Annotated in this window: 21 protein-coding genes and 1 pseudogene; 14 read left to right on the forward strand and 8 right to left on the reverse strand. The window is 61.9% G+C overall.

Annotated features, from left to right (window positions below; translation table 11 throughout):
* The first annotated feature begins 5 nt into the window (after window positions 1–5).
* Both ACS5Q8_RS18520 and ACS5Q8_RS18525 read left to right on the forward strand, forming a co-directional pair.
* A pseudogene (locus tag ACS5Q8_RS18520) lies at window positions 6–189 on the forward strand (DUF6124 family protein).
* A 356-nt stretch (window positions 190–545) separates the two neighbouring features.
* Entirely contained in the window at window positions 546–1,004 is a 459-nt protein-coding gene (locus ACS5Q8_RS18525) for an REP-associated tyrosine transposase (RefSeq protein ID WP_465159305.1), read from the forward strand.
* A 183-nt stretch (window positions 1,005–1,187) separates the two neighbouring features.
* On the opposite strand, the gene ACS5Q8_RS18530 is transcribed toward ACS5Q8_RS18525, so the two are convergent.
* A complete protein-coding gene (locus tag ACS5Q8_RS18530; protein WP_465159306.1) occupies window positions 1,188–2,471 on the reverse strand; it encodes a Zn-dependent hydrolase in 1,284 nt (427 codons plus the stop codon).
* Window positions 2,472–2,546: 75 nt separating this feature from the next.
* Window positions 2,547–4,034: an NCS1 family nucleobase:cation symporter-1 gene (locus ACS5Q8_RS18535; protein WP_276193681.1), complete on the reverse strand. Its 1,488-nt coding sequence runs from the start codon at window positions 4,032–4,034 to the stop codon at window positions 2,547–2,549.
* A 603-nt stretch (window positions 4,035–4,637) separates the two neighbouring features.
* Here ACS5Q8_RS18535 and hydA point away from each other — a divergent pair.
* The 3 genes from hydA to preA all read left to right on the forward strand — a co-directional run bounded on the left by hydA (window position 4,638) and on the right by preA (window position 8,873).
* Window positions 4,638–6,077, forward strand: a complete 1,440-nt coding sequence (gene hydA / locus ACS5Q8_RS18540; RefSeq protein WP_247404992.1) for a dihydropyrimidinase — start codon at window positions 4,638–4,640, stop codon at window positions 6,075–6,077.
* Between the two features lie 154 nt (window positions 6,078–6,231).
* Window positions 6,232–7,599: an NAD(P)-dependent oxidoreductase gene (locus tag ACS5Q8_RS18545; RefSeq protein WP_465159307.1), complete on the forward strand. Its 1,368-nt coding sequence runs from the start codon at window positions 6,232–6,234 to the stop codon at window positions 7,597–7,599.
* The gene (gene preA, locus ACS5Q8_RS18550) at window positions 7,599–8,873 is read left to right on the forward strand and encodes an NAD-dependent dihydropyrimidine dehydrogenase subunit PreA (RefSeq protein WP_465159308.1); all 1,275 of its coding nucleotides are present in this window, start codon (window positions 7,599–7,601) and stop codon (window positions 8,871–8,873) included. Before ACS5Q8_RS18545 ends, preA begins: the two co-directional genes overlap by 1 nt.
* A gap of 418 nt (window positions 8,874–9,291) precedes the next feature.
* Here preA and ACS5Q8_RS18555 read toward each other — a convergent pair whose 3' ends face one another.
* A complete protein-coding gene (locus ACS5Q8_RS18555) occupies window positions 9,292–9,912 on the reverse strand; it encodes a TetR/AcrR family transcriptional regulator (protein ID WP_253396948.1) in 621 nt (206 codons plus the stop codon).
* Between the two features lie 115 nt (window positions 9,913–10,027).
* Between ACS5Q8_RS18555 and copC the strand changes: the two genes are divergently transcribed.
* The 9 genes from copC to ACS5Q8_RS18600 all read left to right on the forward strand — a co-directional run bounded on the left by copC (window position 10,028) and on the right by ACS5Q8_RS18600 (window position 18,397).
* The gene (copC, locus tag ACS5Q8_RS18560; protein ID WP_247403659.1) at window positions 10,028–10,393 is read left to right on the forward strand and encodes a copper homeostasis periplasmic binding protein CopC; all 366 of its coding nucleotides are present in this window, start codon (window positions 10,028–10,030) and stop codon (window positions 10,391–10,393) included.
* Window positions 10,394–10,396: 3 nt separating this feature from the next.
* A complete protein-coding gene (gene copD / locus ACS5Q8_RS18565) occupies window positions 10,397–11,254 on the forward strand; it encodes a copper homeostasis membrane protein CopD (protein ID WP_465159309.1) in 858 nt (285 codons plus the stop codon).
* A 177-nt stretch (window positions 11,255–11,431) separates the two neighbouring features.
* On the forward strand, window positions 11,432–12,694 hold the full coding sequence (locus ACS5Q8_RS18570; protein ID WP_247403656.1) for an OprD family porin: 1,263 nt from the start codon (window positions 11,432–11,434) through the stop codon (window positions 12,692–12,694).
* Between the two features lie 186 nt (window positions 12,695–12,880).
* Window positions 12,881–13,696 carry an NAD-dependent epimerase/dehydratase family protein gene (locus tag ACS5Q8_RS18575; RefSeq protein WP_276193687.1) on the forward strand — a complete coding sequence of 272 codons (816 nt, stop codon included), beginning with the start codon at window positions 12,881–12,883 and terminating at the stop codon, window positions 13,694–13,696.
* A 30-nt stretch (window positions 13,697–13,726) separates the two neighbouring features.
* Window positions 13,727–14,602 (forward strand): SMP-30/gluconolactonase/LRE family protein, encoded by an 876-nt coding sequence (locus tag ACS5Q8_RS18580; RefSeq protein ID WP_276193688.1) that lies wholly within the window; start codon window positions 13,727–13,729, stop codon window positions 14,600–14,602.
* A gap of 51 nt (window positions 14,603–14,653) precedes the next feature.
* A complete protein-coding gene (locus ACS5Q8_RS18585) occupies window positions 14,654–15,616 on the forward strand; it encodes a TRAP transporter substrate-binding protein (protein WP_465159310.1) in 963 nt (320 codons plus the stop codon).
* A 66-nt stretch (window positions 15,617–15,682) separates the two neighbouring features.
* Window positions 15,683–16,210: a TRAP transporter small permease gene (locus ACS5Q8_RS18590; RefSeq protein WP_247403648.1), complete on the forward strand. Its 528-nt coding sequence runs from the start codon at window positions 15,683–15,685 to the stop codon at window positions 16,208–16,210.
* A 1-nt stretch (window position 16,211) separates the two neighbouring features.
* On the forward strand, window positions 16,212–17,492 hold the full coding sequence (locus ACS5Q8_RS18595) for a TRAP transporter large permease (RefSeq protein WP_247403646.1): 1,281 nt from the start codon (window positions 16,212–16,214) through the stop codon (window positions 17,490–17,492).
* Window positions 17,492–18,397, forward strand: a complete 906-nt coding sequence (locus ACS5Q8_RS18600; RefSeq protein WP_276193689.1) for an aldose 1-epimerase — start codon at window positions 17,492–17,494, stop codon at window positions 18,395–18,397. The genes ACS5Q8_RS18595 and ACS5Q8_RS18600 overlap by 1 nt, the downstream gene beginning before the upstream one ends.
* 67 nt (window positions 18,398–18,464) lie before the next feature.
* Here ACS5Q8_RS18600 and ACS5Q8_RS18605 read toward each other — a convergent pair whose 3' ends face one another.
* From ACS5Q8_RS18605 to ercA, 5 genes are all read right to left on the reverse strand, one after another.
* On the reverse strand, window positions 18,465–19,616 hold the full coding sequence (locus ACS5Q8_RS18605; RefSeq protein ID WP_276193690.1) for an HlyD family secretion protein: 1,152 nt from the start codon (window positions 19,614–19,616) through the stop codon (window positions 18,465–18,467).
* A complete protein-coding gene (locus tag ACS5Q8_RS18610; RefSeq protein ID WP_247407625.1) occupies window positions 19,613–21,256 on the reverse strand; it encodes an MFS transporter in 1,644 nt (547 codons plus the stop codon). Before ACS5Q8_RS18610 ends, ACS5Q8_RS18605 begins: the two co-directional genes overlap by 4 nt.
* A gap of 1,101 nt (window positions 21,257–22,357) precedes the next feature.
* Window positions 22,358–23,836, reverse strand: coding sequence for a DASS family sodium-coupled anion symporter (locus ACS5Q8_RS18615; RefSeq protein ID WP_465159311.1), 1,479 nt, complete (start codon window positions 23,834–23,836; stop codon window positions 22,358–22,360).
* 80 nt (window positions 23,837–23,916) lie between these two features.
* Entirely contained in the window at window positions 23,917–25,287 is a 1,371-nt protein-coding gene (locus ACS5Q8_RS18620) for an ATP-binding response regulator (protein WP_276193692.1), read from the reverse strand.
* Entirely contained in the window at window positions 25,271–26,434 is a 1,164-nt protein-coding gene (ercA, locus tag ACS5Q8_RS18625; protein ID WP_465159312.1) for an alcohol dehydrogenase-like regulatory protein ErcA, read from the reverse strand. Before ercA ends, ACS5Q8_RS18620 begins: the two co-directional genes overlap by 17 nt.
* Window positions 26,435–26,459: the final 25 nt, after the last annotated feature.

Genomic DNA, 26,459 nt, shown 5'->3' on the forward strand with positions numbered 1-26,459 from the left:
GATCCATCGCATATTCAGGCCTCCGGCCCGACCTTGACACCGAAACGCTGCTGGTCAATGCCACCCAGGATCTGGAATCGATCAACTCCATCGCCGCACATCTAGCCTTCGAATGTCGATGGGCCGCAGCGCGGTATGGCGCTGGGAATTTGCCGGATGCGGGAAGGCGCGCAGGTTCGGCCGCAATAGCGGTGGCGTCAGTTCCGGCCTCATCGGGAGCAAGCCCCCTCCCACACTGACCCTGCACCAGACACACCATGTATGAACACCGCAGAACCCATGTGGGAGGGTTCAAGCCCACCCCCACACTGACCCTGCACCAGACACACCATGTATGAACACCGCAGAACCCATGTGGGAGGGTTCAAGCCCACCCCCACACTGACCCTGCACCAGACACACCATGTATGAACACCGCAGAACCCATGTGGGAGGGGGCTTGCTCCCGATTGCGCTCTTTCAGACACATCCTGCCAAAAGCATGTCCATCAATCCCAAGCCCCTCTATCTAACCTCTCAAAACACACCCAGAAAGAGGCCAAGGAATGCCTGACTTACCCGCTTCACACCGCCTGCGCATCGGTCGATTCAGCGAACCGAACCGTATCTACCTCATCACCACCAACACCCACGAACGCATCCCGATATTCAAGAATTTCCATCTCGGTCGCTTGGTGGTCTGGCAGTTTCGATTAGCTCAGTACCAAGGGCTGGCTAACTCCCTGGGATGGGTGATCATGCCGGACCATTTCCATTGGCTGCTCGAACTGAAAAAAGGCTCGCTGGCGGACTTGATGTGCCAGGTGAAGTCCAAAAGCACCAGGACCGTTAATGGCGCAAGCGGACGCAAGGGGCGGCTTTGGCAGGAAAGTTTCCATGACCGGGCGCTGCGCCAGGAAGACGACCTGGTGAAAATGGCCCGGTCTGTGGTGGCCAACCCATTGCGAGCGGGATTGGTTCGCCGGATTGGCGACTACCCGTTGTGGGATGCCATTTGGGTATAGACACAGTTCAACTGTGGGAGGGGCTTGCTCCCACACTGATCCTGCGCCAGACACACAATGTATGAACACCGCAAAACCCATGTGGGAGGGGGCTTGCCCCCGATAGCAGTGGTTCAGCCAGCTTATCTGTAACTGACCCACCGCCATCGGGAGCAAGCCCCCTCCCACAGTTTTTAGCGCATTTCAGGCAGCCAACTTACCGCTGGCGATGGCTGCCGAGGCAGCCACCATTGCCCGCAACAACACCGCACACCCCGCCGCCAGGTCATCCGGTGCGGCGTTTTCGATTTCGTTGTGGCTGATGCCACCTTCGCACGGCACGAAGATCATCCCCGCCGGGCCGAGTTCGGCGACGAAGATCGCGTCGTGCCCTGCCCCGCTGACGATGTCCATGTTCGACAACCCCAACCCATTCGCAGCATCGCGCACAGCGTCCACACAGCCTTTGTCGAAATACAGCGGCGGGAAGTCGGCGGTGGGTTCCATTTCAAAACTCAACCCATGTTTGGCGCAGGTTTCGTCGATCACCTGGCGCACCTGGGCAATCATCGAATCCAATCGCGCCGGTTCCAGGTGACGGAAGTCCAGGGTCATGCGCACTTCACCCGGGATAACGTTGCGTGAGCCCGGATAAGCCTGCAAGCAACCGACAGTGCCACACGCATGCGGCTGATGCCCCAACGCCGCCGCATTCACCGCCGTGACCACTGCGGCCGCGCCGACCAGGGCGTCCTTGCGCAGGTGCATCGGCGTCGGCCCCGCGTGGGCTTCAACGCCGCGCAGTGTCAAGTCGAACCACTTTTGCCCGAGGGCACCAAGCACCACGCCGATGGTTTTTTTCTGGTCTTCCAGAATCGGCCCCTGCTCGATATGCGCTTCGAAATAAGCGCCGACTTTATGCCCACTCTCCGCCCGCGTCCCCGCGTAGCCAATCGCATTCAGCGCATCGCCTACGCTGACGCCAGCCGCATCGACCTTGGCGAGGGTATCAGCCAGGCTGAATTTCTCGGCAAACACCCCCGAGCCCATCATGCACGGCGGGAAGCGCGAGCCCTCTTCGTTGGTCCACACCACCACTTCCAGCGGCGCCTCGGTTTGCAGCTTGAGGTCGTTGAGGGTGCGCAGCACTTCCACACCGGCCAACACCCCGAAGCACCCATCGAACTTGCCACCGGTGGGCTGGGTGTCGATATGGCTGCCGGTCATCACCGGTGGCAGGTCGGGATTGCGCCCCGGCCGGCGGGCGAAGATGTTGCCAATACCGTCGACGGTCACGCTGCATCCGGCCTCTTCGCACCATTGCACGAACAGGTCGCGGGCCTGGCGGTCTAGGTCGGTGAGGGCCAGGCGGCACACGCCGCCCTTCGGGGTGGCGCCGAGTTTGGCCAGGTCCATCAGCGACTGCCACAAACGGTCGCGGTTGATGTGCTGATGGGTCGATTGCAGAACGTCCAGGGCAGCGTTCATGGGGATCTCCTCAGGCTACATTTCTTATGGATTGACTCGGTCAATGGTGGGAGCCAGCTCCCACCTTGAGCGGGTTTACAACGAAGATTTAACGGCGACCGGGCTGACCCCGCGCCCGGCATTCAGGCCGTAATACAACACGCCGCCCAACGCCGAACCGGTAAACCAGCCATAGCTGTAGAACCAACTGAACGCATCGCTGCCCAACGACAACAGCGTCAGCACCACCGGCACGCCAAACGCAAGAAAGCCTTTCCAGTTCCACGCCGGGTACACGTCATCACGGTACAAACCGGCCAGGTCCAATTGCTGTTTACGCGTAATGAAATAGTCCACCACCATGATCCCGGCGATCGGTCCCAGCAGGCTTGAATAACCGAGCAACCAGTTGGAATACACGGTTTCCAGGCTCACGTCGGAAACGATCAGCCCGAGTTTTTTCAGCAACTCGTGCCCCATCAACACCAACCCCACCAACCCGGTGAGAATCACCGCCGTGGTGCGGTTGATCAGCTTGGGCGCGATGTTCTGGAAGTCGTTGGTGGGCGACACGATGTTCGCCGCAGTATTGGTCGACAAGGTGGCGACGATGATCAACGCCATGGCCACGGCGACCCACACCGGGCTTTGAATATGCCCGATCAGCGTCACCGGGTCGGACACGCTGACGCCCACCAGTTTCACCGACGCCGCAGTCATGATCACGCCGAGGGCGGCGAACAGGAACATGGTCAACGGCAGGCCGAAAATCTGCCCGAGGATCTGGTCCTTCTGGCTCTTAGCGTAGCGGCTGAAGTCGGGAATGTTCAGCGACAAGGTAGCCCAGAAGCCCACCATCGCGGTCAGGCCGGCCATGAAGTAACCGGTCAGGCTCGCACCTTCGGGGCGTTTGGGCGGGATCGCCATCAACTCGCTGAGGGACACGTTCGGCATCGCCCACACCAGCAGGCCAATGCCCACCGCCACCAGCAGCGGTGCCGACAAGGTTTCCAGGCGCTTGATCGACTCGGCGCCCCGCAGCACCACCCAGAGGTTCAGGGTCCAGAAGATCATGAAGCCGATCACTTCACCGGTGCCGCCCAAGGCCTTCCAACCCTCGAAAATCGAGCCCAGAAACAGGTGAATCGCCAACCCGCCGAACATCGTCTGGATACCAAACCAGCCACACGCCACCAGCGCCCGGATCAGACACGGCACGTTGGAGCCGAGAATGCCGAATGAAGAACGCAGCAACACCGGGAACGGGATGCCGTATTTGGTGCCGGGGAAGGCGTTGAGGGTCAGCGGGATCAACACCACGATATTGGCCAGGAGGATCGCCATCAGCGCCTCGCCCACCGACAAACCGAAGTACGCGGTGAGCACCCCGCCCAACGTGTAGGTGGGCACGCAGATCGACATGCCGACCCACAGCGCGGTGATGTGCCACTTGTTCCAGGTACGTTCATGCACCTTGGTCGGTGCCATGTCGTGGTTGTAGCGAGGGCTGTCGAGGACGTCGGGGCCGGCGTCGAGTTCGTACAGGCCGTTGCGTTCAATAACTTGCGATCTGTTCTGTTGCATGGCCGCTCCACGGTTTTTTTCGAATTATTGTTGCTCACCTGCAAGGTCGGTGCAGGTGGCCGGAGTACCTCGTAAACAACATGACATCACGGGTCCGGCCAGCCGCCACTGCACTCAATAACCGTGCCGACAACCCAACCCGACCCCGCACCGCGTATATAACTCGCTGATGTTTATCAGCTTTATTTCAAACGCCGATTAATCCTGCGGTACTTGCCGCGTGACGCAGGCTGGATAACGCGAAAGTTGGCCGAACATTCAGGACTCAATCTGGTGCAACACAATTATTTTTATTTGCCACCGCCGTCAAGTGGCAAGTCTCAAGCGCCTGATTTGCAATAAGAAATGTTACTCATATTGTAAACCTGTCAAGTGCGTCAAAATGGTGAGCGCTCGCTACATTTTGGTGATCTTTATTTTTTATCGTTTAAATTCAACTAGTTAATATACAAATAGACGCAGGAAAAATCTTCTTGCTCATTCTAAAAACACCGGCTAGTTTCTATTCCTGTCACCCATGACAGGTTTTACCAAGCCTGCACTGGAAAGAACTACAACACTTAGAACTGGCACAAGCCGGTCAAGCCTTGTGAGGAACTCGACATGTCGCTGTTGATCCGTGGCGCCACCATCATTACCCACGATGAAAGTTACCGCGCCGATGTTTTATGCGCAGACGGTCTAATTCGCGCGATTGGCACGGACCTGGACATTCCCGCTGGCACCGAAGTACTCGATGGCAGCGGCCAATACTTGATGCCCGGCGGCATCGATCCGCACACCCATATGCAACTGCCCTTCATGGGCACCGTGGCCAGTGAGGATTTTTTCAGCGGCACGGCGGCGGGTCTGGCGGGGGGCACCACCTCGATCATCGACTTTGTGATTCCCAACCCGCAGCAATCCTTGCTCGAAGCCTTTCACCAATGGCGCAGCTGGGCGGAAAAGTCGGCGGCCGACTATGGCTTTCACGTCGCGATCACCTGGTGGAGCGAGCAGGTGCGCGAGGAAATGGCCGAGCTGGTCAGCCACCACGGCATCAACAGCTTCAAGCATTTCATGGCCTACAAGAACGCGATCATGGCGGCCGACGATACGTTGGTGGCCAGCTTCGAGCGCTGCCTGGAGCTGGGCGCGGTGCCCACCGTGCACGCAGAAAACGGCGAGCTGGTGTATCACCTGCAACGCAAGCTGATGGCCCAGGGCATCACCGGGCCGGAAGCGCACCCGCTGTCGCGTCCGTCCCAGGTCGAAGGTGAAGCGGCGAGCCGTGCGATCCGTATCGCCGAGACCATCGGCACGCCGCTGTACTTGGTACACGTCTCGACCAAAGAGGCGCTGGATGAAATCACCTACGCTCGCGGCAAGGGCCAGGCGGTGTACGGCGAAGTGCTCGCCGGGCACCTGCTGCTGGACGACAGCGTCTACCGTCACCCCGACTGGCAGACCGCCGCTGGCTATGTGATGAGCCCGCCATTCCGCCCGCGCGGGCATCAAGAGGCGCTGTGGCATGGCCTGCAATCGGGCAACCTGCACACCACCGCCACCGACCACTGCTGCTTCTGCGCCGAGCAAAAAGCTGCCGGGCGTGACGACTTCAGCAAGATCCCCAACGGCACCGCCGGTATCGAAGACCGCATGGCGTTGTTGTGGGACGAAGGGGTCAACACTGGGCGCCTGTCGATGCAGCAATTCGTCGCGCTGACCTCCACCAACACCGCGAAGATCTTCAACCTCTACCCACGCAAAGGCGCAATCCGCGTCGGTGCCGATGCCGACCTGGTGCTGTGGGACCCCGAGGGCACGCGCACGATTTCCGCCAAGACCCACCACCAGAACGTCGACTTCAACATCTTCGAAGGCAAGACCGTGCGCGGCGTGCCGAGCCACACCATCAGCCAGGGCAAGCTGGTCTGGGCCGATGGCGACCTGCGCGCCGAACGCGGTGCCGGGCGGTATGTGGAACGGCCGGCGTACCCGGCGGTGTTCGAGCAGTTGAGCAAGCGGGCTGAGCGCTCCAAGCCGGTTGCTGTGAACCGCTGAGAGCGCTATCGGGGGCAAGCCCCCTCCCACAATTGACCGCATGCTTTCAGACACAATGCGATCACTGTGGGAGGGGGCTTGCCCCCGATGAGGCCAGCCCAGGCAACAAAAATGCCCGCCAGAGGCAATCCAAAAAAACCGTGAGGCCCACACCGTGATCCAGACCCTGACCCACCTCCCCCATCCCCATGAAGACGGCGCCACCCTCGCCAGCCATTTCACCGACCTGGCGCCGCCCCTCAACGCCCGCCAGGCGCAATTGGAAGCCTCGCGCTGCCTGTATTGCTACGACGCGCCGTGCGTGAACGCGTGCCCCAGCGAAATCGACATCCCGTCGTTCATCCGCAACATCCACACCGACAACGTGCAAGGCGCCGCGCAGAAGATTCTCTCGGCCAACATCCTCGGCGGCAGCTGCGCCCGGGTCTGCCCCACCGAGATACTGTGCCAGCAAGCCTGCGTGCGTAACAACGCCGAAGAATGCGCCCCGGTGCTGATCGGCCTGTTGCAACGCTACGCCATCGACAACGCGCACTTCAGCGAACACCCGTTCCAGCGTGCCACCACCACCGGCAAACGCATCGCGGTGGTAGGCGCCGGGCCGGCCGGCCTGGCCTGCGCCCATCGCGCCGCGTTGCACGGTCACGATGTGGTGATCTTCGAAGCCCGGGAAAAAGCCGGTGGCCTGAATGAATACGGGATCGCCAAGTACAAGCTGGTGGATGATTTCGCGCAGCAGGAGCTGGATTTCCTCCTGCAGATCGGCGGTATCGAAATCCGCCACGGCCAGCGCCTGGGCGACAACCTGACCTTGAGCGAACTGCACCAGCACTTCGATGCGGTATTCCTCGGCCTCGGCCTGGCCGCCAGCAAGCAACTCGGCCTGCCCCATGAGGACGCTCCCGGCCTGCTCGCCGCCACCGATTACATCCGCGAACTGCGCCAGGCCGACGACCTGAGCCAACTGCCGCTGGCCGACCGCTGCATCGTGCTCGGCGCCGGCAATACCGCCATCGACATGGCCGTGCAAATGGCCCGCCTCGGTGCCCGCGACGTGAACCTGGTGTACCGCCGGGGCCTGGCAGACATGGGCGCCACCGGCCATGAGCAGGACATCGCCAAGGCCAATCAGGTACGCCTGCTGACCTGGGCCCAGCCCGAAGAAGTGCTGCTGGACGCTGAAGGCCACGTGCGCGGCATGCGTTTCGCCCGCACACACATGGACAACGGGCGCCTGCAGCCCACCGGCGAGACCTTCGAACTGGCCGCCGATGCGATCTTCAAGGCCATCGGCCAAGGCTTCGACAACGCCGCGCTGCACGACCCACTGGCGCAGCAACTGCAACGGGTCGGCGCGCGCATCTTCGTCGACGAGCACCTGCGCACCAGCATCCCCGGCGTGTATGCCGGCGGTGATTGCGTCAGCCTCGGCCAGGACCTCACCGTCCAGGCGGTGCAACACGGCAAGCTGGCCGCTGAAGCCATGCACGCCCAACTCATGCTCAACGTGGAGGCTGCGTAATGGCCGATCTCTCGATTGTCTTCGCCGGTATCAAAGCCCCCAACCCGTTCTGGCTGGCCTCCGCGCCGCCCACCGACAAGGCCTACAACGTGGTCCGCGCCTTTGAAGCGGGCTGGGGCGGCGTGGTCTGGAAAACCCTCGGCGAAGACCCGGCGGCGGTCAACGTGTCGTCGCGTTACTCGGCGCACTATGGCGCTAACCGCGAAGTGCTGGGCATCAACAATATCGAGCTGATCACCGACCGCTCCCTGGAGATCAACCTGCGCGAAATCACCCAGGTCAAAAAGGACTGGCCGGACCGCGCGTTGATCGTGTCGCTGATGGTGCCGTGCGTCGAAGAATCCTGGAAAAATATCCTGCCCCTGGTGGAAGCCACCGGGTGCGACGGCATCGAGCTGAACTTCGGCTGCCCCCATGGCATGCCGGAACGCGGCATGGGCGCGGCGGTGGGCCAGGTGCCGGAGTATGTGGAACAGGTGACGCGCTGGTGCAAGACGTACTGCTCGCTGCCGGTGATCGTCAAGCTCACGCCGAACATCACCGACATTCGGCTGGCGGCGCGTGCGGCGTATCGCGGCGGGGCGGATGCGGTGTCGCTGATCAACACCATCAACTCCATCACCAGTGTGGATCTGGAGCGCATGGTCGCCCTGCCGACGGTCGGCACCCAGAGCACCCACGGCGGTTACTGCGGTTCAGCGGTGAAGCCAATTGCGCTGAACATGGTCGCCGAAATCGCCCGCGACCCGCAGACCCACGGCCTGCCGATCTGCGGCATTGGCGGTATCGGCAACTGGCGCGATGCGGCGGAATTCGTCGCCCTCGGCTGCGGCGCTGTGCAGGTGTGTACGGCGGCGATGCTGCATGGCTTTCGCATCGTCGAAGAAATGAAGGACGGCCTGTCGCGCTGGATGGACAGTCAGGGTTACACCAGCCTGCAGGATTTCTCCGGGCGCGCAGTGGGCAATACCACGGACTGGAAGTACCTGGATATCAACTACCAGGTGATCGCCAAGATCGATCAGGCCGCCTGCATCGGCTGCGGGCGTTGCCATATTGCCTGTGAGGATACGTCGCACCAGGCCATCGCCAGCTTGAAACAGGCGGACGGCACGCATAAGTACGAGGTGATCGATGATGAGTGCGTGGGCTGCAACCTGTGCCAAATCACCTGCCCGGTGGCCGATTGCATCGAGATGGTGACGGTGGACACCGGCAAGCCGTTCTTGAATTGGACCCAGGACCCGCGTAATCCCTATCGGGAAGCGGTGTAGTCCTGTAGACCGCTATCGGGGGCAAGCCCCCTCCCACATTGAGCGCATTATGTCTGAAAAATGCGATCCACTGTGGGAGGGGGCTTGCCCCCGATGAGGCCCCCAACCTCACCAAAAAACTAAAGCCTCAAACAGTTGACCGCATTCCTTCAGACAAAATGCAGTCAATGTGGGAGGGGGCTTGCCCCCGATGAGGCCCCCAGCCTCACCACAAAACTCAAGCCTCAAACAGTTGACCGCATTCCTTCAGACAAAATGCAGTCAATGTGGGAGGGGGCTTGCCCCCGATGAGGCCCCCAGCCTCACCACAAAACTCAAGCCTCAAACAGTTGACCGCATTCCTTCAGACAAAATGCAGTCAATGTGGGAGGGGGCTTGCCCCCGATGAGGCCCCCAACCTCACCACAAAACTCAAGCCTCAAGGCTCCAACCCAATCCCACGCAAAATCACACTGGTCACCGTCTGAATCGCCCTCTCGAACTGCATATCCGACAACGGCTGGTGATCGTTCAGAATCTTCACCTGATGATCAAAGTCGGCGTAGTGCTGGGTCGAGGCCCAGATCATATACAGCAGGCTCGCCGGCTCCACCGGCAGGATGCGTTTGTCTTCCACCCATTGGCGAATCTTCGCTTCCTTCATCTTGGCCCAGTCGTACAGGCTTTCATCCAACGCCTCACCGAGCGTCGGCGCGCCGTGCATGATTTCGTTGGCCCAGACCTTCGACCCATACGGCCGCGTGCGTGAGCGTTGCATCTTGGCGCGGATGTAGCTGCTGAGCACCACCCGCGGGTCATCGAAGGTTTCGAAGCTCAAGGCGTCCTGCTTCCACACTTCCAACAGGTCAAACAGTACCGCGCTGTACAGCTCGCTCTTGGTGGTGAAGTAGTAATGCAGGTTGGAACGCGGCAGTTGCACTTCTTCGGCAATATCGGCCATGGCGGTGCTGCCATAACCCTTCTCGGCGAAGATCTTCTCCGCGGCCAGCAGGATTTTTTCGACGTTGACTCGACGGATTCCGATCTTGTGATTGCCCATAAGGGCTCCCTGACAAAGACATAACGGAAAGACTACCACCCGCTCTAGATCGGGGCGACAGGCGGAGCCGAAACTTCGTACACTGGCGCCCCTACCCATTGATTGGTGTTGCCTAATGTTGATCAAGAAAACCCTGACCACCGTCGCCCTGCTGGCCTCCCTGCTGGGCGCCTCGGCCGCGTTTGCCCATGCGCATCTCAAGAGCGCGACGCCTGCGGCAGACAGCAGCGTGACCGCACCGAAAGAGGTGCGCCTGAGCTTCAGCGAAGGCGTGGAGGCGACTTTTTCCAAGGTATCCCTGAGCAAGGACGGCACCGAAATCGCAATCAAGGGCCTGGCAACCCCGGATGCCGACAAGAAAACCCTGGTGGTGACGCCCGCCGCTCCACTCGCGGCCGGCACCTACAAAGTGGTGTGGAACGCCGTCTCGGTCGACACCCACAAGAGCAACGGTGAATACAGCTTCAAGGTCGGCCAATAACCTATGGCGACGCTGCTGGTGCTGTGCCGCTTCCTGCATTTCATCGTCGTCTTGTTGATGTTCGGGGCCTGTGTGTTCAGGCCCTGGCTGATGGGCAATGAACCGCAGCCGGCGCTGGACCGGCAATTGCTGCGTATCAGCCGTGGCCTGGCCTGGCTGGGGCTCGGCTCCGGCGTGGCCTGGTTGCTGCTGATTACAGCCAGCATGGCCGGCAGCTGGGACGCCGCACTGCAACCGGCCACTGTGCAGTTGGTACTCGGCAAGACCTTTTTTGGCCAAGTGTGGCTCTGGCATCTGCTGCTCAACCTGTTGCTGCTGATCGCCTTGATCAAACCCTGGCCGGCGTTGCGCCTGCCCTTGCTCAGCCTGCTGCTGGCGACCCTCGCACCGGTCGGTCACGGCGCCATGCTCAACGGGCTCAGCGGGCAGTTGCTGATCCTCAACCAGGTCGTACACCTGGCGTGCGTGGGCGCCTGGCTTGGCGGTTTGCTGTTGCTGGTGTTGATCCTGCGCCAACCGCAACGCCAGGGGCTGGAGCCGATTTTGCGGCGTTTCAGCGGCGTGGGTTATGGCCTGGTCGCCGGCTTGCTGATCACCGGGTTGATCAATGTTCGCGTACTGACCGGACAACTGTGGCCCACCCCGCTATTCAATGGTTTCGCTCTGATTCTGCTGATCAAGGCGATGCTGGTGCTGGGCATGTTGGCCCTGGCGCTGCTGAACCGCTTGCGTATCGATCGCTGCGAACAACGACTGGAGACCTTGAAGGCCAGTGTGACGGCCGAATGGTTACTAGGTGTTTCAGCGGTAGCCGCCGTCTCCCTCCTCGGCACCCTGCCGCCGATGGTCGTGGCTGGCTGAATCCATCGTCGGCACGATCCAGCGCCCTCCCTGGACTGCGGCCACTTTTGATCAGTCAAGCCTGGTTATCGTATAACTTCTGATTGACAAGCCACAAAAACCCCGCAAGTATCGCCCCAATGTTGTACGACGACGTATGACAAATAATAAAAACAACAAACAAAATGGAGCGTCACTGTGCGTCAATTCGCCCGCAATTCCTCCTCGCGTCTCGGCCTTATCGGTCTCAGCAGCCTGGCTTTCACCCTGCCTCTCACCGCCCAGGCCGAAGGGTTTGTCGACGACGCCAAGGCCACGCTCAATTTGCGCAACGCCTACTTCAACCGCAATTTCACCAACCCGTCCAACCCCCAGGCCAAGGCCGAAGAGTGGACGCAGAGTTTCATCCTTGACGCCAAATCCGGCTACACCCGGGGCACCGTGGGGTTCGGGATTGACGTGCTGGGCCTGTATTCGCAAAAGCTCGACGGCGGCAAAGGTACCGCCGGCACCCAGTTGCTGCCGGTTCACAACGACGGGCGCCCCGCCGATAACTTCGGGCGCCTGGGCGTGGCGCTGAAAACCAAGCTGTCGAACACCGAATTGAAAGTCGGCGAATGGATGCCCGTGCTGCCGATCCTGCGCTCCGACGATGGCCGCTCCCTGCCGCAGACCTTCCAGGGCGGCCAAGTCACCTCCAATGAAATCGCCGGCCTGACCCTCTACGGCGGCCAGTTTCGCGGTAACAGCCCGCGCAACGACGCGAGCATGGAAGACATGTTCATGAACGGCAAAGCCGCCTTCACCTCAGACCGCTTCAACTTCGGCGGCGGCGAATACACCTTCAACGACAAGCGCACCCAGGTCGGCCTGTGGTACGCCGAACTGAGCGATATCTACCAGCAGCAGTACCTCAACCTGACCCACAGCCAGCCGCTGGGCGACTGGACCCTGGGCGCCAACCTCGGTTTCTTCAACGGCAAGGAAGACGGCAGTGCCCTGGCCGGCGACCTGGACAACAAAACCGCCTTCGCCCTGCTCTCGGCCAAGTACGGCGGCAACACCTTCTACGTCGGCCTGCAAAAACTCAGCGGTGACAGCGCATGGATGCGAGTCAACGGCACCAGCGGCGGCACCCTGGCCAACGACAGCTACAACGCCAGCTACGACAACGCCAAGGAAAAATCCTGGCAACTGCGCCATGACTTCAACTTCGTGGTGCTCGGCGTTCCGGGGCTGACCCTGATGAACCGCTACATCAGCGGCAGTAACGTCCACACCGGCGCGATCACCGACGGCAAGGAATGGGGACGTGAATCGGAGCTGGCCTACACGGTGCAAAGCGGTGTACTGAAGAACCTCAACGTGCGCTGGCGCAACTCGACCATGCGACGGGACTTTAGCAATAACGAATTTGATGAGAACCGGATCTTCGTCAGCTATCCGATTTCGTTGCTTTAAAGATCTAAAACCCGTGCACATCCATTGCGGGAGGGGGCTTGCTCCCGAAGGCTGTGGGTCAGTCACAGAGACATTGCCTGATACACCGTCATCGGGAGCAAGCCCCCTCCCACATTGACAAGCGGGGACTCTCTAACAATACTTCGGCATAGTCATACGACAACCTACAACAAAACTGGAATCCAGATGACCACCACGACCCCAGCGCCCTTCAACCGCCTCCTCCTCACCGGTGCCGCCGGCGGCCTCGGCAAAGTCCTGCGCGAACGCCTGCGACCGTATGCCCAGGTGCTGCGCCTGTCGGATATCGCCGACATGGCCGCCGCCGGCGCCGATGAAGAAGTGCAACCCTGCGACCTGTCCGACAAACAAGCGGTCCACCACTTGGTCGAAGGCGTCGACGCCATCCTGCATTTCGGCGGTGTTTCGGTAGAGCGCTCGTTCGAAGAAGTCCTCGGTGCCAATATCTGCGGGATATTCCATATTTACGAAGCCGCGCGCCGCCATGGCGTCAAACGCGTGATCTTCGCCAGCTCCAACCATGTCATCGGTTTCTACCCACAGGGCGAACAACTCGATGCCCACTCGCCGCGTCGCCCGGACAGCTATTACGGGCTGTCCAAGTCCTACGGCGAAGACATGGCCAGTTTCTACTTCGACCGCTACGGCATCGAGACCGTGAGCATCCGCATCGGCTCGTCGTTTGCCGAACCGCAGAACCGTCGGATGATGCACACCTGGCTGAGCTTCGACGACCTGACCCAACTGCTCGAACGCGCGCTGTACACGCCAAACGTCGGCCACACCGTGGTCTATGGCATGTCGGCCAACCTCGATACCTGGTGGGACAACCGCTACGCCGCGCACCTGGGCTTTACCCCAAAAGACAGCTCCGAAGGGTTCCGCGCCCAGGTCGAGGCCCAGCCGCCGCTCGCCGCCGATGACCCGGCCAAGGTCTACCAGGGCGGTGCTTTCTGCGCCGCTGGGCCGTTCGGTGACTGACGCAACACTCACCCAAGGGAATGAGTTGCCATGACTGCTGAGTTGATTGTCGACGCCCGCAATGCCGTGGGCGAATGCCCGGTGTGGGTGCCCGAAGAAAACGCCCTGTACTGGGTGGACATTCCCAACGGAGGGCTACAACGCTGGAGCGCCGCCACCGGTCATATCGACGCGTGGAAAGCCCCGCAGATGCTCGCCTGCATTGCTCGCACCGGTGCAGGCAACTGGGTCGCCGGGATGCAAAGCGGCTTTTTCCAACTCACCGCGCACAACGACGGCAGCCTCGACACCACGCCGCTGGCCGAGGTCGCGCACCCGCGCGCGGGCATGCGCCTGAACGATGGGCGCTGTGATCGCCAGGGCCGTTTCTGGGCCGGCAGCATGGTCATGGATATGGGCGCGAATGCCGCCGCAGGCATCCTCTACCGTTACGCTTCGGGCGCCGCGCCCCATGCGCAGTTAGAGGGTTTTATCACCCTCAACGGCCTGGCCTTCAGCCCTGATGGCCGCACGCTGTACGTCTCGGACTCGCACCCGCTGGTGCAACAGATCTGGGCCTTCGACTACGACACCGAAACCGGTACGCCGAGCAACCGCCGCGTGTTTGTCGACATGCAGCAACACCCAGGCCGCCCTGACGGCGCCGCTGTGGATGTCGACGGTTGCTACTGGATCTGCGCCAACGACGCCGGCCTGATCCACCGCTTCACCCCCGACGGCCGCCTGGACCGCTCCCTGAGCGTGCCGGTGAAAAAACCCAGCATGTGCGCCTTCGGCGGCAGTCGCCTGGACACTTTATTCGTCACCTCGATCCGTGACGACCAGAGTGAGCAGTCGCTGTCCGGCGGCGTGTTCGCCCTCGACCCTGGCGTCCAAGGACTGCCCGAACCGCACTTCACCCTCTAGCTGCATCGCTGTGCCTTGAATACAACAATAACAAGACAGGAGTGACCGCCCATGGACTTCAAACGCACCTTGCTCGCCGCCGCAGTCTTCACCCTCAGCAGCGCCGCCCACGCGCTGGAAATCAAATTCGCCGACGTCCACCCCGCCGGCTACCCCACCGTCGTGGCCGAAGAGAACATGGGCAAGGCCCTCACCCAAGCAAGCAACGGCGAACTGACCTTCAAGTACTTCCCCGGCGGAGTCCTGGGTTCGGAAAAAGAAGTCGTCGAACAGGCCCAGGTCGGCGCGGTCCAGATGACCCGGGTCAGCCTCGGTATCGTCGGCCCGGTGGTGCCGGACGTGAACGTGTTCAACCTGCCGTTCGTATTCCGCGACCAGGCGCATATGCGCAAAGTCATCGACGGCGAGATCGGCGATGAAATCCTCGCCAAGATCACCGACTCCGAATTCGGCCTGGTCGCCCTGGCCTGGATGGACGGCGGCACGCGCAACCTCTACAGCAAAAAGCCGGTACGCAAAATCGAAGACCTCAAGGGTATGAAAATTCGCGTGCAAGGTAATCCCCTGTTCATCGACGCATTTAATGCGATGGGCGCCAACGGTATCGCCATGGATACCGGCGAAATTTTCAGTGCCTTGCAGACAGGCGTGATCGATGGCGCCGAAAACAACCCACCGACCCTGCTGGAACACAACCACTTCCAAAACGCCAAGTTCTACACCCTCACCGAGCACCTGATCCTGCCCGAGCCGATCGTGATGTCGAAAATCACCTGGAACAAACTCACCCCCGCGCAACAGGTCATGGTGAAAAACGCCGCCAAGGCGGCCCAGGCCGATGAGCGCGTGCTGTGGGATAAAAAAACCGCCAGCAGCGAGGAAAAACTCAAAGCCGCCGGCGTGGAGTTCATCAGCGTCGATAAAAAACCCTTCTACGACGCCACCGCAGCGGTTCGCGCCAAGTACGGCGCGCCTTTCGCCGACATCATCGCGCGCATCGACGCCGTTCAATAACCTGCCCTGCCTCTCGCATAAGGCCCGGCGCGGTCGGCATTGCCGCGCCCGGTCACGGTGAACGCCATGAAGAATCGACTGCTGCGCATCAACGACCGTATTTACATGACCTGCATCTGGGTCGCCGGCCTCTCGGTCCTTGGGGTCGCGCTGATCATCCCCTGGGGCATCTTCGCCCGCTACATCCTCGGCACCGGCTCCAGTTGGCCGGAGCCCACCGCCATCCTGCTGATGCTGGTCTTCACCTTTATCGGCGCCGCCGCCAGCTACCGCGCCGGGGCGCATATGTCGGTGGCGATGGTCACCAACCGCCTGCCTGCGCGCCAACGCCAGATCGTCGGCATCCTCTCGCAATTGCTCATGGGCACCATCTGCCTGTTCATGACCATTTGGGGCAGCAAGCTGTGCCTGTCCACCTGGAACCAGTTCATGAGCGCCATCCCCACCCTGCGCGTGGGCATCACCTACATGCCGATCCCGATCGGCGGGTTGCTGACCCTGATCTTCGTGGTGGAAAAACTCCTGCTCGGTGACCAGAGCAACCGACGGGTTGTGCGCTTCGACCTGGTTGAAGAAAGCGAAGGGGCTGCCTGATATGGACGCATTGATTCTGTTGGGCAGCTTTATCGCCTTGATCCTGATCGGCATGCCGGTGGCCTATGCCCTGGGCCTGTCGGCGTTGATCGGCGCGTGGTGGATCGACATTCCGTACCAGGCCCTGATGATTCAAATCGCCGGCGGGGTGAACAAGTTTTCGCTGATGGCGATTCCGTTCTTCGTGCTGGCCGGCGCGATCATGGCCGAGGGCGGCATGTCGCGGCGGCTGGTGGCATTTGCCGGGGTGTTGGTGGGTTTTGTGCGCGGCGGCTTGTCGCTGGTGAACATCATGGCCTCGACATTTTTTGGCGCGATCTCCGGCTCGTCGGTGGCCGACACCGCCTCGGTCGGTTCGGTGCTGATCCCGGAAATGGAACGCCGTGGCTACCCCCGCGAGTTCGCCACGGCGGTGACCATCAGCGGTTCGGTGCAGGCGCTGTTGACCCCGCCCAGCCACAACTCGGTGCTCTACTCCCTGGCGGCGGGCGGCACGGTGTCGATCGCCTCGCTGTTCATGGCCGGCGTGGTCCCGGGCCTGCTGATGAGCGCGTGCCTGATGGTGCTGTGCCTGATCTTCGCGAAGAAGCGCGACTACCCCAAGGGCGAAGTCATCCCGCTCAAGCAAGCGCTGAAAATCTGCGCCGACGCGCTGTGGGGCCTGATGGCCATGGTGATCATCCTCGGCGGCATTCTCTCCGGCATCTTCACCGCCACCGAGTCCGCCGCGATCGCGGTGCTGTGGGCGTTCTTCGTGACCATGTTCATCTACCGCGACTACCAATGGAACGAGCTGCCCAAGCTGATGCACCGCACGGTGCGCACCATTTCCATCGTGATGATCCTGATCGCCTTCGCGGCCAGCTTCGGCTACATCATGACCCTGATGCAGATCCCGGCGAAGATCACCACGCTGTTCCTGACCCTGTCGGACAACCGCTACGTGATCCTGATGTGCATCAACGCCATGCTGCTGTTGCTCGGCACGGTGATGGACATGGCGCCGCTGATTCTGATCCTCACGCCGATCCTGCTGCCAGTGGTACTCGGCATCGGCGTCGACCCGGTACACTTCGGCATGATCATGCTGGTCAACCTTGGCATCGGCCTGATCACCCCGCCGGTCGGCGCGGTGCTGTTCGTGGGGGCGGCGGTGGGCAAGGTGAGTATCGAGAAAACCGTGAAGGCGCTGCTGCCGTTTTATGGCGTGCTGTTTTTGGTGTTGATCGCGGTGACTTACATTCCGGCCTTGTCGCTGTGGTTGCCAGGGCTGGTGCTGTGATGCTGATTGAACTGCAAGACCACCTGACCCACCTCACCCTCGCCCCGGCCGTGGGCGGCAGCATCGTCAACTGGCACGTGCGCGCCAGCGGCCAGCCCCTGCTGCGGCCTAGCGATCAAGCGGCGCTGGACACCGGCCTGCCCGGCAAACTGGCCTGCTATCCCCTCGCGCCCTGGTCCAATCGCATCGCCAACGGCGGTTTCGACACGCCCGCGGGCTGGCTGGCACTCACGCCCAACAGCCTCACCGATCCGCTGCCGATTCACGGGTCGGCCTGGCAACAGGCGTGGCGCGTGGTCAGCCAGTCGGCGGATGAAGTGCTGCTTGCGTTGGAATGCGCCACGCCGTTCGCCTATCGCGCCGAGCAGCGGTTTCGACTGCGCAACGGTGAGCTGAGCATCGCCTTGCGGGTCACCCATCTGGCCGAACAGGCGGCGTGGCACGGCCTGGGGTTGCATCCCTACTTGCCGCGCCTGCCGGGCACGCGGTTGCAGGCCAAGGCGTCGCAGGTGTGGCTGAGCGATGCGTCCAAGCTACCCACGGGGTTGGCGGCGGTGCCGCACGCTTGGGACTTCCAGGCGTCGAAAAACCTCCCCGAAGACCTGGTGGACAACGGTTTTTCCCAGTGGGACGGGCATTGCCGGATCGAACAGCCGGAGCTGGGTTATGCCCTGGAATGCCAGGCCACGGGCGCCGATTACTTCCTGCTGTACTGCCCGCCGGGGCTGGGGTTCTTTTGCATCGAGCCGGTGAGCCATCCGGTGAATGCCCATCACCTGCCGGGGCGGCCGGGGTTGAAATTGCTGGAACACAATCAGTCGGTCCAACTCAATTTCACCCTGAAATACATTCCAACTGTGGGAGGGGGCTTGCTCCCGATGGCGGTGGATCAGTCATGCATGTAGTGGCTGACACACTGCCATCGGGAGCAAGCCCCCTCCCACAGTTTTGATTTGTGTTGTATCAGTGGTGTCAGGGCGGACTGTTTTTCAGGCGGCCGGCCGTGTCGATACTGACGACAACCGACAACCCCGGCCGCAAGTGCTCGCTCTGCTCCTGGTCGGGATCAACGGTGATCCGCACCGGCAAACGCTGGGCGATCTTGACGAAGTTGCCGGTGGCGTTATCCGCCTGCAACAGGCTGAACTCCGAGCCGGTCGCCGGGGAAATATACTGCACCGTGCCGCGAAACTTGCGGTGGTTGAGCGCATCGACGGTGAACGTTACCGGCTGGCCAACCTGCACGTGGGCCATCTGGGTTTCTTTCATGTTGGCGATCACCCACAGCTGCTTCGGCACCAGCGCCATCAACTGCGCGCCGGAGTTGACGTAAGCGCCAAGGCGCACGCCAATCTGCCCCAACTGGCCGTCACGCGGCGCAGTGACGCGGGTGTTGGACAAGTCGATCCGCGCCAGCTCCACCGCCGCTTCGGCACTGGCCACGGCGGCTTCCAGTGAACCGCGATTGACGATCACCGTCTGCAGGTCCTGACGCGCGATTTCCAGGCTGGCCTGGGCCTGCGCCACGGCGGCGAGGGTCTGGGCATTGGCGGCCCGGGTCACGTCCAGTTCGCGCTTGGACACTGAACCGTCGCTGATCAGCGCTTCATTGCGGCGCAGGTCGGCGGTGCTTTTGCGCGCCTGGGCCTGGCTGTCCACCAGCGCGGCCTGGCGCAGTTTGATACTGGCTTCGGCGCTGTTGCGTTGCTGCACCACATTCGCCAGCGCGGCCTTTTGCACCGCCAGTTGCGCCAGGGCCTGGTCCAGGCGCTGCTTGTAGATGCGGTCATCCAGGCGCACCAGCAGGTCGCCGGCCTTGACGTACTGGAAGTCCTGCACCGGCACTTCGAACACATAGCCGCTGAGCTGCGGGCCAATGATCGTGACCTGGCCGCGCACCAGGGCGTTCTCGGTGGTTTCCACCGCGCTGCTGAACGGCGGCAATTGCCAGGCATACAGCACGATCAACACGCCGACGAGGGCAATCGCGGCAAAGCCCAGTGACGAGAGAATGCGCACCCCCAAGGAGCGCGGTTCGGTGACCGTGGCACCCGGTGGGGTGGCGCCTTCAGGGGTGGCGGCGATGGCGTTGGTGGTGGTCGTTGTGGTGGTCGGTTCGGTCATGAAGAAGCGCCGCTGGGTTGAACGGGAGTGGCCGCTTTGGTGGTGCTTAACAGCCACAGACTGCGGGTAAAGATCCAGAGCATGGTCAGGATCGCGACGATCGCGATCAGCATGAACACATCGTTGTAGGCCATCACATTTGCCTCGCGGGTCGCCGCCGTGGCGAGGCTGCGAATGCCCATGAGGTTACGCAAGTCCGGGTCGGCGACGATACCGCCATAGGCCGCACCGCCGCTCTGCACCCGCGCGGCGACACGCGGGTCGAGCAGGGTCAGGTGCTCGACGATCATGCTCGAATGAAACTTCTCGCGCACCACCTGGAACGTCCCGAGCAACGCCGCGCCAATCAGGCCGCCGAGGTTCTGGCAAATGCCGAACATCACCGAAAAACTCACCAGGTTGCGCGGGTTGGTCAATACGTTCTTGGTGCCCAGCACCATGGTCGGCCCGAGAAAAAACGTGCCGCCAAAGCCTAGCAGGAACTGGCTGATGTACAGGTTCTGCGGGCGAGTCAGGTTGCTGGAGAAACTGTCCATCACCGACCCGGTGGCCATCAGTGCCAGGGAAATGACCAGCGGCATCAGCAAGTGCGCCGGGTTGATCGTCAACGCACTGACCACCAGCCCGGCCACCGCGCCCGCCAACATCACCACGTACAGCGTGTGCATTTGCTGGTAGCTCATGTTCAACATCTGCATGAAGCCCACCGCGCCGGTGGACTGCTCCGACAGCACCATGCGAATCAGGATCACCGCCAGCGCCAGGCGAATCATGGTGCCGCTGCCCAGCCAGCGGGTCATCAGCAGCGGGTTGGCGCGGTTATGCTCAATCGCCAGGCCGGTCATGATCAGCACCAGCGAACAGGCCGACGCCACACCGATCCACGGCGCTTCGAGCCACCAGTCGATCCGCCCGAGGGACAACACCGCGCAGAGCAGCGCCACCCCGCTGGCGAGGATGGCGAAGGTGAGGAAGTCGAGTTTTTCAAAGGTCTTGAAGCGGTCGCCAGGTGGCAACTTGAGCAGGAACACGCAGCCCAGGCAGATCAGCGCCATGCCCAGCTCAAACAGGTACAGGCCACGCCATTCGGCGATTTGCAGCAAATCTTCGGAAAACAGCCGCGCCAACGGCAACGCCAACTGCGCGGTGCCCAGGCCCAGCACCAAGGCTTTCAAGCGCCACTTGGCCGGGAACGCCTGGATCATGTAGTACAACCCCAGGGAACTGAGCGCCGCGCCGACCATCCCGTGAGCGGCGCGCACGGCGATGGCGGAGTTGAGGTCGTTGACGAACAAGTGGCCGAAAGTCACCAGCGCATACAGCACCAGAAACACCTCGGTAAACGCACGCAGGCCAAATTGCTGACGGAACTTCACCAAGAGCAGGTTCATGCACACGTTGGTCATGACGTAGGCGGCGGGCAGCCAGGCCATTTCCGCCGTGGTCGCGCCGAGGGCGCCTTGCAGGTATTGCAGGTTGGCGATTACCAACGAGTTGCCGAGGCCGCCGGTGATTGCGACCAGGACGCCGACCAGTGCATACAGCCAGCGTTTGTGGGTGGGGTGCAGCGGCGTCGACGGCGAGCCCGGCAGGGCCGGACGCTCGTGGGGTTGCCAGGTGCGGGGGGTGTAGTTGTCCATTCAGTGACCTTGATGAGCCGACACGCAAGGTCGGTGACTCCATTACTCAGGGAGTAGTAAACCTGAGCGGCGTTCATCTTGCCATGTTGAGGGGGCAATTGATTCTTGGAGTGGGCGTGGTCAAGTGTGGGGGTTGGCGGTGATGGCGGCCTCTGGGCCGACCGGCTTTTTGGGTTGAGTTGAGTTGGGTTGAGTACATATCCGTTTTTTCGGTAACGGCCGCTTAGGGTTCCGCTCTTACAGCGGGTCACTTTGGAAAAGCCCCAAAGTAACCAAAGGGCTCTTGCCCCACCACTCGGCACCTCGCTCAGGCTCGGTGTGCCCGAACGCAGGCATTACTCCGCGGGCCGCCGTCACGGGCCATCCATGGCCCGGGACGGCTAAACCGGCATCCCTGCCGGTTTACCCGCTGCGTAATACCTGCGTTCGGCCAGCGTGGTTTTACGGGGCGCCTAAGATCAAGATCAAGAGCAGATCAAGAACAGAGCAAGAACAGAGCAAGAACAGATCAAGGTCTATCTGATCTATGGAGATCCAAATGTGGGAGGGGGCTTGCCCCCGATAGCAGTGTGTCAGCCAATACATGCATGACTGACCCACCGCTATCGGGGGCAAGCCCCCTCCCACATTTTTGACCGGGTTCGGCTTCCAGGATCAGGTCGGCTATAAGGCCGCCTCGCTTTGGCTCTGGCTTTTGATCTTAGGCGCCCCGTAAAACCACGCTGGCCGAACGCAGGCTTGAATCCGTGGGTAACCCGGCAGGACGCCGGGTTAGCCGTCCTGGGCCAGGGATGGCCCATGACGGCGGCCCACGGATTCAAGCCTGCGTTCGGGCACACCGAGCCTAGGCGAGGTGCCGAGTGGTGGGGCAAGAGCCCTTTTGGTTACTTTTGGGGCTCTTTTCCAAAAGTGACCCGCCGTAAGGGCGGAACCCATAGCAGCCGTTACCGCTGGAATGGATATGTACTCAACTCAACCAAAAAAAATGGTCGGCCCAGAGGCCGCCATCGGGGGCAAGCCCCCTCCCACATTGGATCTCCTTTGTACATTGGATCTCCTTTGTATTGGCGACCACATGTGTATTGGAGACCCCACAAAATGTCAGATCCAGCCAAGCCAATTCCAGTACGTCGCCGCAAACACCAACATCAACAGGTAACCAATCAACGTCACCAAAACCCCCACCTTGGCAAACTGCCGCGCCGTAAATGTCCCGGTCCCCAGGCACACCATGTTCTGCGGCGCATTGATCGGCAGAATAAACCCGTAGCTCACCACAAACCCCAACAGCATGGTCATCCCCAACCGGTTGAACTCTCCCGGTAAGGTCTGCAACACCGCAATCAAGATCGGCAACAACGCCGAGGTCAACGCCGTCGCACTGGCAAACCCCAAGTGGATCAAGATCAAAAACGCCCCGAGGATCGCAAACACGCCCAGCGGCCCGACCTGGTCCAGCCCGGTGTGCGCCACCACCTGCGAGCCCAGCCATTGCCCGGCCTGGGTAGTCAACAACGCCGTACCGAGGCTGATACCGACACCGAACACAATCACCGTGCCCCACGGAATCCGCGACTGCACATCCTTCCAGGTCATCACGCCAATCCCCGGCAACAGCAGGAACACCAGCCCGGCATAGGTGGTCGAGGTGGTGTCGAAATTGTGCAGGCGCCCTTCGGTAGCCCACGCCAACAGCAACAGCACCGATACGGTGAGCAAGCGTTTTTGCGGGCCGGTCATTGGGCCGATGTCCACCAGCGACTGGGCCACGGCTTCTTTGCCGCCGGGGATGCTGTCGCTTTCCGGCGGCAGCAGTTTGATCACCAGGAACAGCAACACCGCCGACATGATCAGCGCCCACGGCGCGCCGGCGATCAGCCAGTCGATCCACGACACGCGCTGGCCGAGCATCTTGTCCATAAACCCGACGGTCAGCAGGTTCTGCGCAGCGGCGGTCTGGATGCCGACGTTCCAGATGCTGGTGCCCTGGGCCACCACGATCATCAGACCGGCAGCGATGTTCGAGCGTTTATCGACGCCAAACGCCGCCACCACGCCCATCATGATCGGCACCACACAGGCACTGCGCGCGGTGGCGCTGGGCACCACGAGGCTCAGGAGGATGGTCACCGCGATCGCCCCCAGCAGAATGCCACGGGTGCTGGTGCCGACCCGGGTCAGGGTGACCAGGGCGATGCGCCGGTCCAGGCCGGTGTGGGTCATGGCGGCGGCGATGAACAACGCGCCGGCCACCAGGGCCAGCGCCGGGTTGGAGAAACCGGTCAGGGCCATGCTGATGGCCGGGCTGGAGCCGATCAGGTGAGTAGGGTCTTGCAGCGACGGCGCGGTGCCGAGCAAGAACGCCATGAGCGAGGTGATCATGATCGCGCTGGCTTCATAAGACACCGCCTCGGTGATCCACACCACCACGGCAAACGCGAGGATCGCCAGCATGCGATGCCCAGCGACCGGCAAGTCAGCGGGCAGCGGCAACAGCAGCACTCCGACCATCACCAGCACAGCGGCGACCAGGCCCAAGGGCAACTTGAAGGATGCAGCGGTTGTTGCGGGGGCGCTCATGGGGGGTCTCCGTCGGCCATCAAGTCAGGCTGGGAGCATGGCGCAAAATGTCGCAGGCGGTGTTGACAGGTATCAAACTTCTAGGCCAACAACTGACTCAACACGGCCCGTAACTTCCCGGGCTTGACCGGTTTGTTCAACAACGGTGCGTCCAGCCGCCGCAGGATGCGCCGGCACTGGTCGGTGCGGTCGGCGCTGATGATCACGGCGGGAATCGACTGGGCGAAATGCTCGCGCAGGTACTTGACCACCTCACTGCCCACCACACCGTGGTCCAAGTGGTAGTCCGCCAGGATCAACTCCGGCGCCCTGCCCTGCAACGCCAGCAACGCGCCGGCCTGGTCGGTGGCCGTGACCACCTCGCAACCCCACTGCCCGAGCAGCGCGCTCATGCTTTCGAGGATGCTGACCTCGTTATCCAGCACCAGCAAACGCCGCCCCGGCAGCGGGTTGCCGGTGGTCGGTTGCACCGGCAGCAGGCTGATGGCCAACGGCATTTCTTCGCTGATGGGTACTTCGATGCTGAACATCGACCCGCGTCCCGGCCACGAGCGCACCGCCACCGGGTAACCGAGGATCTCAGCGATACGTTCGACAATCGCCAGCCCCAGGCCCACGCCCTTGCGGTCCGAGGCGCGGCCGACGTCCAGTTGGTTGAATTCGAGAAAGATCGCATCGAGCCGGTCGGCCGGGATGCCGCGCCCGGTGTCCCACACTTCCAGGCGCAGGCGATCGCCCCGGCGGCGGGCGCCGAGCAGGATGCAGCCCTCGTCGGTGTAGCGGCAGGCGTTGCTGAGGAAGTTGCGCAGAATCCGCGTCACCAGGCGCAGGTCGGTCCGGATCGCGTAATGGCCGGTGTGTGAGCGTAAATTCAGTCCGGCGGCCAGGGCGACGGACTGGAATTCGGAGACCAGCGGCGCAAACAGCTCGTCCAGGCGATACAGCGCCACGTCCGGCTTGACCGCCGCCTGGTCCAACCGCGAGATATCGAGCAAGTCGGTGAGCAAATCCTCGGCCCCTTCCAGGGCCTGGTGCGTGCGCTCCACCAGCACCTGTTCGACGCTGGGCAATGGCCGTTCGCGCAAGGTGGCGATCAGCAGCCGTGCGGCGTTGAGCGGCTGCAACAGGTCATGGCTGGCGGCGGCGAGGTACTTGTCCTTGCTGCGGTTGGCGGCCTCGGCGGCGTCGCGGGCGTCGCGCAGTTCCTGTTCGACCTGTTCACGCTGGGCGATCTGCTGTTGCAGGTTGCGGTTGGCTTCGAGCAATTCATCGGTACGCGCCGCCACCCGCAACTCCAGCTCGTCGTTAAGGCGAATGTAGCGGTTGCGCTCGGCCTCCAGCTCATGGAGGCGCGCCGTGAGTTCCGGGTAGTGGCTCTTGCGCGCCGACTGGTCGCCCAACCCCAGCAGCCCAGCGAGGGCGCGCTGCTGGTCGTCAGAGTGCTTCGCCATAGACGACCTCGACATCACGCTGGCTCGATTCGCGGGGGTTGGTGAGGATGCACGGGTCGTGCATGGCGTGCTGGGACAGGAACGGAATGTCCGCGACCCGCACGCCGTGCAGGCCGAGGGTTTCGTGGAAGCCGATCGCATGCTTGAGCGCGATCAGATGCTCCACGAGCCGCCCACGGATCTGCAGATGGGTCAGGCCGCGGCAGTCGATGCCGAACGTCTCGGCAATCACCTTGAAGCGCTCCGGCGCCGAGTTGTAGTTGAACGCCACCACATGCTCCACCAGCACCGCGTTGCACAGGCCGTGAGGCAGGTCGAGGAAGCCGCCGAGGCTGTGGGACATGGCATGCACTGCGCCGAGGATCGCATTGGAGAACGCCAGCCCGGCCTGCATGCTGCCGAGCATGATTTTCTCGCGCAGGGCGATGTCCGTCGGGTTAGCGATCATCTGCACCAGGTTGCCGTTGATCAGGCGCATGGCTTCCAGCGCGTGGGGGTCGGTCAGCGGGCCGTGGCCGGTAGAGACGAACGCCTCGATCGCATGCACCAGCGCATCGATGCCGGTACAGGCGGACAGGAACGGGTCCATGCTGGCCGTGGTTTCCGGGTCGATCAGCGACACATCCGGCACCACCGCCTTGCTGACGATGGAGAACTTCATGCGCTCTTGCTGGTTGGAAATGATCACGAACTGCGAGACATCCGCCGAAGTGCCGGCGGTGGTGGGGATCAGGATCAACGGGGGGCTGGGCACGCGAATGGTGTCCACGCCTTCGAATTCGAGGATGTTGCGCCCATGGGCGACCACAATGCCGATGGCCTTGCCGCAATCCATCGGGCTACCGCCGCCGATGGCCACGATCACGTCGCAATGGTTGTCGCGGTACACCTCGGCGCCGAGCATGACTTCTTCGACACGGGGGTTGGGCGAGACGCTGCTGTACAGGCAGTAATCGATACCGATGGCCTGCAGGCTGGCTTCCACATCGGCGACCCAGCCGGCGGCGATCACACCGGGGTCGCTGACCACCAGCACTTTGCGCGCACCAAAGGTCTTGGCGTAATTACCGACGTTGTGCCGGCAACCGGCACCAAAGATGATTTCAGGCGAGACGAATTTACGTAAGAGGCTGAGATTTGGGCTCATTGGAAAGCCTGTTTTTATTATTTTT

This window comes from Pseudomonas sp. PAMC25584 (genome assembly GCF_058135675.1).

Excerpts from the sequence above, each read along its gene's own strand:
- copD (WP_465159309.1), top strand. The coding sequence starts at position 10,397 with ATGGCGACGCTGCTGGTGCTGTGCCGCTTCCTGCATTTCATCGTCGTC.
- ACS5Q8_RS18530 (WP_465159306.1), bottom strand. The coding sequence starts at position 2,471 with ATGAACGCTGCCCTGGACGTTCTGCAATCGACCCATCAGCACATCAAC.
- ACS5Q8_RS18590 (WP_247403648.1), top strand. The coding sequence starts at position 15,683 with ATGAAGAATCGACTGCTGCGCATCAACGACCGTATTTACATGACCTGC.
- ACS5Q8_RS18555 (WP_253396948.1), bottom strand. The coding sequence starts at position 9,912 with ATGGGCAATCACAAGATCGGAATCCGTCGAGTCAACGTCGAAAAAATC.
- ACS5Q8_RS18575 (WP_276193687.1), top strand. The coding sequence starts at position 12,881 with ATGACCACCACGACCCCAGCGCCCTTCAACCGCCTCCTCCTCACCGGT.
- ACS5Q8_RS18605 (WP_276193690.1), bottom strand. The coding sequence starts at position 19,616 with ATGACCGAACCGACCACCACAACGACCACCACCAACGCCATCGCCGCC.
- hydA (WP_247404992.1), top strand. The coding sequence starts at position 4,638 with ATGTCGCTGTTGATCCGTGGCGCCACCATCATTACCCACGATGAAAGT.
- ACS5Q8_RS18610 (WP_247407625.1), bottom strand. The coding sequence starts at position 21,256 with ATGGACAACTACACCCCCCGCACCTGGCAACCCCACGAGCGTCCGGCC.
- ACS5Q8_RS18620 (WP_276193692.1), bottom strand. The coding sequence starts at position 25,287 with ATGGCGAAGCACTCTGACGACCAGCAGCGCGCCCTCGCTGGGCTGCTG.
- preA (WP_465159308.1), top strand. The coding sequence starts at position 7,599 with ATGGCCGATCTCTCGATTGTCTTCGCCGGTATCAAAGCCCCCAACCCG.
- ACS5Q8_RS18600 (WP_276193689.1), top strand. The coding sequence starts at position 17,492 with ATGCTGATTGAACTGCAAGACCACCTGACCCACCTCACCCTCGCCCCG.
- ACS5Q8_RS18615 (WP_465159311.1), bottom strand. The coding sequence starts at position 23,836 with ATGAGCGCCCCCGCAACAACCGCTGCATCCTTCAAGTTGCCCTTGGGC.
- ACS5Q8_RS18535 (WP_276193681.1), bottom strand. The coding sequence starts at position 4,034 with ATGCAACAGAACAGATCGCAAGTTATTGAACGCAACGGCCTGTACGAA.
- ACS5Q8_RS18595 (WP_247403646.1), top strand. The coding sequence starts at position 16,212 with ATGGACGCATTGATTCTGTTGGGCAGCTTTATCGCCTTGATCCTGATC.
- ACS5Q8_RS18585 (WP_465159310.1), top strand. The coding sequence starts at position 14,654 with ATGGACTTCAAACGCACCTTGCTCGCCGCCGCAGTCTTCACCCTCAGC.
- ACS5Q8_RS18580 (WP_276193688.1), top strand. The coding sequence starts at position 13,727 with ATGACTGCTGAGTTGATTGTCGACGCCCGCAATGCCGTGGGCGAATGC.
- ACS5Q8_RS18525 (WP_465159305.1), top strand. The coding sequence starts at position 546 with ATGCCTGACTTACCCGCTTCACACCGCCTGCGCATCGGTCGATTCAGC.
- copC (WP_247403659.1), top strand. The coding sequence starts at position 10,028 with ATGTTGATCAAGAAAACCCTGACCACCGTCGCCCTGCTGGCCTCCCTG.
- ercA (WP_465159312.1), bottom strand. The coding sequence starts at position 26,434 with ATGAGCCCAAATCTCAGCCTCTTACGTAAATTCGTCTCGCCTGAAATC.